We start from the raw sequence: 7,208 nt of genomic DNA on the forward strand, positions 1-7,208 counted from the left end.
TTTCAGAAATACCAGATGATGAGTTAGAAAGAACTGTAGAAAGAATTAGAAATAGACCGCGAAAAGTATTAAATTATTTTACTGCAAATGAAGTTTTCCTTGAAAATATGTGGTGGTGTGCTTGACAAGACTCACCGCCATATAATAGAAATATTTTTTTACTTAGAATTAAATGAAAAAAAGTTTATTATGTTTTTCATTTAAGACTATGATAAAATCTTTATAGAAGAAATAAGGCAAAAAGAGGAAAAGATAGTGACTTAATTTTATAAAAAAAATACATTAACTATATACTAAGAGTAGACCATTGAAAAAGGTGAATTTAAAATGTATACTAACAAAAATAAAGGGGTATTTATGAAGTTGAAATCAACAATCAATAATAGAAAATTATATAGGGGAGGAGTCCCTTATTTTTTAGAATCCGAAAATAATCAAGTGATATACATATCCTCTTCTAATAAAAATATAATCGATTACTATTTCACATTAAAGGAAGATATAGATGTTTTAAAGATAGAGAATTATAACTATACAGAGGAGGAGTTTGATTGTATAACCTTTGAGTTGTTAGAAAAATTAAAACTAAATAACTCAAAAATATTAATATCTATCGAAAGTATCTTTAAAAAATATTTTATAAATTCTGAACTATTAGAATTTTGTGTGGGAAAGGAATACAGATTAAAGAAAATAATAGAGAAGTTGGAAAAAAGTGGATTTCAAAAAAATTATTTGGTTGAAAAAAGAGGAGAATACAGTCTTAGGGGATATATCTTAGACATTTTTTCTTTTGATGGAAAACATCCTGTTCGTTTAGAATTTTTTGATGATTTCTTAGAAGAAATTCGTGTATTTGATGCTGAAACCCAGAAATCGATGGAGAAACTAAATAAAATTCAAATGTATATAAACAAAAATAAAGATGAAAATTATACTTTTTTAAACTTGTTAGATAGGTTAAATAATGGAAAAAGAAAGATCTATTTAGAGAATGAAGAAATATTAGATTATAAGGTAGAGGAATATATTTTAAATAAAAGAGAGGAAGAGGAAGAAATTCGTCTAGAATACTCCAAGATCAAGAAAGTATCAGAAAAGATAGAGTTAGAAAGATTTAAAGATGAGGAGATAGAAAATTATAAAAATTACGAATATATAAAAAAATTATCTCTAAAGAAAAATATAATAATTTTGACCGAGGAAAAAAGAAGGTATACTGAAATATTTGATGATACATCTATAAAAATAGAGAGAAATCCCCACTATGAGGGATTCAAATATAAAGATGATCTTATCCTAACAGATAGGGAATTAAAAGGGATAAGGATAAGAAGAAGCGAAAAAAGAGCTGATGGAATAAAATTTAAAAAGATAGATCAAATACTTCCCAATGACTATATAATCCACGAAACTTACGGTGTAGGAGTTTATCTGGGAGTAGAAGATATAAATGGTGCAGACTATCTAAAGATAAAATATGCAGATGAAGATAAACTTTTTGTTCCTATAGCTAGTCTAAATAAAATAGAGCGCTATATATCTGAACCAGGGATGATTCCTGATATATTTAGACTAGGTAGAAGAGGATTTAGAAAAAGGCAGGAAAAAATAAAAAAAGAGATAGAAAAATTTGCCATAGAGCTTCTGGAAATACAAGCTAAAAGGGCTATGAATGTAGGTTATTCATTTACTAAAGATACAATTTGGCAGGAGGAGTTTGAAGAAGGATTTCCATATAACGAGACAAAAGATCAACTAAAGGCTATATTAGATGTAAAAGAGGATATGGAATCACCATCTGTCATGGATAGAATAGTCTGTGGTGATGTTGGATATGGAAAAACCGAGGTAGCGATGAGAGCGGCGTTTAAAGCAGTTATGGATGGAAAGCAAGTTGTTATGCTGGCTCCTACCACAGTTTTGGCTACCCAGCATTTTAAAAGATTTAAAGAGAGATTTCAAAACTTCCCGTTGGAATTGGAATTGCTATCGAGATTGAAAACCCCCAAAGAACAGGCCGATGTAGTAAAAAAAATAAAGGGTGGAGTGATAGATCTTATTATAGGAACCCATAGATTATTATCTAAAGATATAAAGTTTAAGGATCTAGGTCTAGTTATAATAGATGAGGAACAAAAGTTTGGAGTAAAAGCAAAGGAACATTTAAAGACAATGAGGATTAACGTGGATATGCTGACATTAACTGCAACTCCAATTCCTAGAACATTAAATTTAGCTCTTTTGGGAATAAGGGATATATCTATCATTCAGACTCCTCCAACCAACAGAATACCCATAGAAACCTATATTATAGAAAAAAATAAAGGTGATATAAAAAATGCCATAATGAAAGAAGTGGCTAGAGAGGGGCAGGTTTTTTACCTGTATAATTCGGTTAAGGGAATGAAGGTAAAACTAAGGGAATTAAAAGAGATAATTCCTGAATATGTTATCATAGACTTTATCCATGGTCAGATGCCGTCAAATGAGATAAAACATAAGATAAACTCCTTTGAAAATGGGGAGATAGATGTACTTCTCACAACTACCATCATAGAGAATGGTATAGATATAGAAAATGCCAACACAATTCTCATAGAAAATTTTGATAAGTTGGGATTATCCCAGGTATATCAACTTCGTGGGAGGGTAGGCAGAAGCAGTAAAAGAGCTTACTGTTATCTACTAGTAGATTCTTTAAAGGGTGGAACTGAAAAAGGAAAACAAAAAAGAGAATCAATAAAAGAGATAAAAGGTCTAGGAGCAGGATTTCAACTATCTTTGGAAGATATGAAAATAAGGGGAGCAGGGGAAATATTAGGAGAAAAACAACACGGAGCATTAAAAATATTCGGTTACGATATGTATCTTAAGATGTTATATGAAGAGATAAATAAGATAAAAGGAAAAGAAGTTATAGTAGAGGACATTAATTTAGATATAGAAATTCATGGATACATACCTAGTGAATATATAGAGGAAGTAGAAAAAATAGTGGTATACAGGAGATTGGTTATCATAGATAAGATCTCTGAATTAGAGGAGATAAGAAATGAGATAAAGGATAGGTTTGGACGATTACCAAGAGTTGTAGAAGATTTATTTGAATATCTAACTATAAAGATTATAGCTCAGAAAAATCATATCCAAAGTATAAAATCAGAGGATGGATCGTATAGAATAAAATTTATAGAAAATAAAATAAATATTGAAAAAATCCAAGAATTAATCCTATCTAAAAAGATAAAATACCTTCAAAAAGAGGGAGCAATTGAGGTGGGAAATATAAAAGAGTTCTTTGAAAATTATAAATAAAAGGGGGATAAAAATGAAAAAGATGGTAATAGTGTTGATCATAGCCTCATTGGCATTGACGGCTTGTAATAAAAAAGAGGGAGGGGTAGAAACTAAGGATAAATCAAATGTAATTATGGTTATTGGGAATGAGAATTTAACTGAAGCAGAATTACAGGAAAAAATAGATACCCTGCCGGCTCAATATAAGGAGTACTCTAAATCTGAGAAGGGTAGAGCAGCTCTGATAGAGGAGATAAGTGTAAGAAAGATGTTAAAACAGGAAGCTGTAAAAATAGGGATTGAAGAAACAGAATCTTATAAAAAAGATTTAGAAGGGGTTAAAGAGGACCTGTTGATAAATCATGTGGTTAACAAGAAAATAGTAGAGGGTGTAAAGTTAACAGATTTAGAATTAAAGGCTGAATATGAAAAAAATAAGGAAATTTTTAAGACACCGGAGCAGATAAAAGCAGCTCATATATTGATAAATGTAAGTGATGATATGACTGAGGCTCAAAAAAAAGATGCTAAAAAAAGAGCTGAAAAAATATTAACAGAGGTTACACCAGCAAACTTTAATGAGATGGCAAAAAAATATTCAGAGGGACCTACATCTGAAAATGGAGGAGAGCTTGGATGGTTTGATAAAACTTCCATGGTAAAAGAATTTGCTGATGCGGCATTTACAGGAGTACCTGAAAAAATATATGGAACTGTTGTTAAAACACAATTTGGTTATCATATAATATATATTGAAGATAAAAAAGAGGCTGGATATCTAAATTTTGAAGATGTAAAACCATCTTTAGAAAAGGAGTTATTAAATAAGAAAAGAGCCGAGGAATATAGAACTTGGGTAGAGAAATTAAAGAAAGAGTATATAAAAAAGTAAAAGTTATATAGAGAATAAAATAGGTGGCTAAGCCACCTATTTTATTGCATTTTTTAGATAAATAAAATACTATTAAAACTAGAAGTAAATATATTGGATTGAGACTTTATTATTGAGTATATACATATTATATGTACATTTTAACTGGTGGAGGAAAGAGATGAATGAATTTTATAAGTTAGTAGATATAATGAAAAAATTAAGGGCTCCTAATGGATGCCCATGGGATAGGGAGCAAACTATTGAGAGTTTGAAACCTTATTTATTGGAGGAAACCTACGAAAATCTAGAAGCTATGGATATAGGTGGAGAGGAGTTAAAAGGAGAATTAGGAGAACTTCTGTTAAATATTATCTTTCAATCTTTAATTAAAGAAGAAGAAGGGGAGTTTACAATTGATGATGTAGCTAAAAAAGTCAGTGAAAAATTGATTAGAAGACATCCTCATATTTTTGCAGGTATAAAGGTAGAAGGTACAAAGGATGTAATTAGAAATTGGGACGAGATAAAGAAAAAGGAGAAGGAACATAGGGGGAGAAAATTTGTCCTAGACGGGATTCCTAAAATTTATCCACCTTTAGCCAAGACATATAAACTTCAAGTTAAAGTTGCTAAAGTCGGATTTGATTGAGAAGATGAGGTAGGAGCACTAAATAAATTAGAGGAAGAATTAGGAGAGATGAAGGCGGCATATGAAAAAAATGATAGGGAAAATTTAAAGAAAGAGATAGGAGATGTTGTTTTTACTTTGGTAAATATTGCTCGAAAGTTAGATATAGATATAGTAGATGCAGTGATGAAGACTAACAATAAATTTGAAGATAGATTTAGATACGTGGAAAATAACTGTGATCTAGGAAAGAGTACGCTAGAAGAGGTGGACAAATTATGGGATAAAGCGAAAAAGAAATAGCCTTAAAAAATATTTAATTTGGAGAGGAACAAAAAATAGAGTATAAAATATTATGGAATAGTATCTTTTTTTTTAAAGATATAGAAATTGGGAGGAACTATGCGTTTAGATAAATTTTTTAAAGTCTCTAGAATAATAAAGAGAAGGCCTGTAGCAAAGACGGTATTAGATAACAAGAAGGTAAAATTAAATGGTAAAATAGTAAAAGCAGGAGCAACAGTAAGTGTGGGTGATATAATTGAATTGGAATATTTTAGTAAATACATGAAAGTAGAAATTTTAGAAGTACCTAGTGGGAGTACTAAAAAAGATGAAGCAGAAGGATTATTCAAAATATTAGAGGTGAAAACGGTAGAGATAGTAGAATAAGTCTTTCTATCCTCTCGACCACGAGTATTCAGTTTATTCTCAGTTGAGAAAATCTAAAATGTGGTTAAAGTGAGGGTTAATCTATAGGGTAGAGATAAAAATATAGCTACAAATTAATAGAAATATCAGTGAAAAACAGTTTATTATTGAAAGTATATATAAGGGAGTACCAGTGATTATTGAGTTAAAATCAAATGCTAAGATAAACTTAGGATTGAATATAGTTGGAAAAGCAAAAAATGGATATCATCTTTTAAACATGGTCATGGTTCCTATATCCCTTTCGGATGAATTATCCGTAAATTTTAAAGAGATAAAAGGAAATTTGAAGATAGATACGAATATGAAAGAAATTCCTGTAGGAAAAGATAATATAATATCTAAAATTTATAAGGAATTCTATAGGGAAACAAAATTAGAAAAACAGATGATAGAAGTATATTTAAAAAAGAATATTCCGTCTCAAGCTGGCCTTGGTGGAGGAAGTTCTAACGGTGCATTTTTCTTTAATGCGTTGAATGAATATTATGGTAAGCCCATAAACTTTCAAAGAGCAGTGGAGATAACCAAGGAAATTGGTGCAGATATCCCGTTTTTTCTTTTAAATAAACCAAGCAGGGTAGAGGGAATAGGAGAAAATTTAGAAGTAATAGAAAATAATATAAAAGACAAAATAATTTTGATAAAACCAAATTTTGGTGTAAGCACTGTAGTAGCATATAAAAATTATGCTAAATTAAAAAATAAAACAGATGCTGATATAGATAAGATTATAGAGGGAATGAAATCTGGTGACTTAGATGATCTAGAGAATTCTCTGGAAAATCATTTGGAACAAGGATTGTTATTAGAAGATAAAAATATAATCGAATTCAGAAAAATTTTAGAAAAGTTAGGAAAAGATCAAGATATAAAGTTTCATATGTCTGGTAGTGGTAGTTGTTATTATACTTTTGTAAAAAAAGATAATATAGATCGAATTTATAATAAAATAAAAACAACAATAGAGGGCTGCAAAGTTGAAATATGTAGTTTTCTTTGAATAAACTAAAAAAGGAGAGTACTAAAAATGAATATTACAGATGTAAGACTGAGAACAGTAAAAAATGAAAATGAATTAAAGTTAAAGGCTTATGCAGACATTACATTGGATGGTAGTTTTGTTATTCATGGATTAAAGGTTATTGATGGTCAAAAAGGTATGTTTGTGGCTATGCCATCTAGAAAGATGCCCAATGGCGAATTCAAAGATATAGCTCATCCTATTACACCAGATTTAAGAAGAAATTTAACAGAGATCGTTATAAAAAAATACAATGAAACTGTGAAAGAAATACAACACACAGAGGAAATAAAACCCGTAGAGGGTTAGAAGAAATATAGAAAAACAAATAAAGGGCGTATCCCAAATTTAGTGTAAATTAATTTTAACCTTCTTAGTTGATAGAATATAATCTATTAAACTGAGGAGGTTTTTATGGTTAAGAAAAGAAGAAGAGAGGTAGATCCATTAATTGCTGAAATTATGGATAAATATAATATTGAAAATGTTTTAGATTTACAATCTATCATGAAAGATCTACTTAAAGATGTAGTTTCCATCCTTCTTGATAGTGAGATGGATGAAACTCTTGGATTCTCTAAACATCAACGTTCTTCTAATAAAACTAATACTCGAAATGGGTATAATTCTAAAAGAGTTAAAACTTCTCTTGGTGAAATTGACTTTGATAT

General features: G+C 29.8%; 7 protein-coding genes and 1 pseudogene. All 8 read left to right on the forward strand.

What is annotated here, in order from left to right; genetic code table 11:
- Positions 1-357 precede the first annotated feature (357 nt).
- Positions 358-3,318 (forward strand): transcription-repair coupling factor, encoded by a 2,961-nt coding sequence (gene mfd, locus V5784_RS09915; RefSeq protein ID WP_336888855.1) that lies wholly within the window; start codon positions 358-360, stop codon positions 3,316-3,318.
- 13 nt (positions 3,319-3,331) lie between these two features.
- Entirely contained in the window at positions 3,332-4,192 is an 861-nt protein-coding gene (locus tag V5784_RS09920; RefSeq protein ID WP_336888856.1) for a peptidylprolyl isomerase, read from the forward strand.
- Between the two features lie 160 nt (positions 4,193-4,352).
- Positions 4,353-4,823: a MazG family protein gene (locus tag V5784_RS09925; RefSeq protein WP_336888857.1), complete on the forward strand. Its 471-nt coding sequence runs from the start codon at positions 4,353-4,355 to the stop codon at positions 4,821-4,823.
- Between the two features lie 30 nt (positions 4,824-4,853).
- Positions 4,854-5,105, forward strand: a pseudogene (locus tag V5784_RS09930) (MazG nucleotide pyrophosphohydrolase domain-containing protein); the annotation flags it as partial.
- Positions 5,106-5,204: 99 nt separating this feature from the next.
- Positions 5,205-5,474 carry a S4 domain-containing protein gene (locus tag V5784_RS09935; RefSeq protein WP_336888858.1) on the forward strand — a complete coding sequence of 90 codons (270 nt, stop codon included), beginning with the start codon at positions 5,205-5,207 and terminating at the stop codon, positions 5,472-5,474.
- 172 nt (positions 5,475-5,646) lie between these two features.
- The gene (gene ispE, locus V5784_RS09940; protein ID WP_336888859.1) at positions 5,647-6,516 is read left to right on the forward strand and encodes a 4-(cytidine 5'-diphospho)-2-C-methyl-D-erythritol kinase; all 870 of its coding nucleotides are present in this window, start codon (positions 5,647-5,649) and stop codon (positions 6,514-6,516) included.
- A gap of 27 nt (positions 6,517-6,543) precedes the next feature.
- On the forward strand, positions 6,544-6,846 hold the full coding sequence (spoVG, locus tag V5784_RS09945; protein ID WP_336888860.1) for a septation regulator SpoVG: 303 nt from the start codon (positions 6,544-6,546) through the stop codon (positions 6,844-6,846).
- Between the two features lie 105 nt (positions 6,847-6,951).
- The coding region (locus tag V5784_RS09950; protein ID WP_336888861.1) for a transposase at positions 6,952-7,208 on the forward strand (257 nt) is incomplete at its 3' end.

The organism is Psychrilyobacter sp. (assembly GCF_037132775.1).
In the GTDB taxonomy this organism is placed as follows: Bacteria; Fusobacteriota; Fusobacteriia; order Fusobacteriales; family Fusobacteriaceae; genus Psychrilyobacter.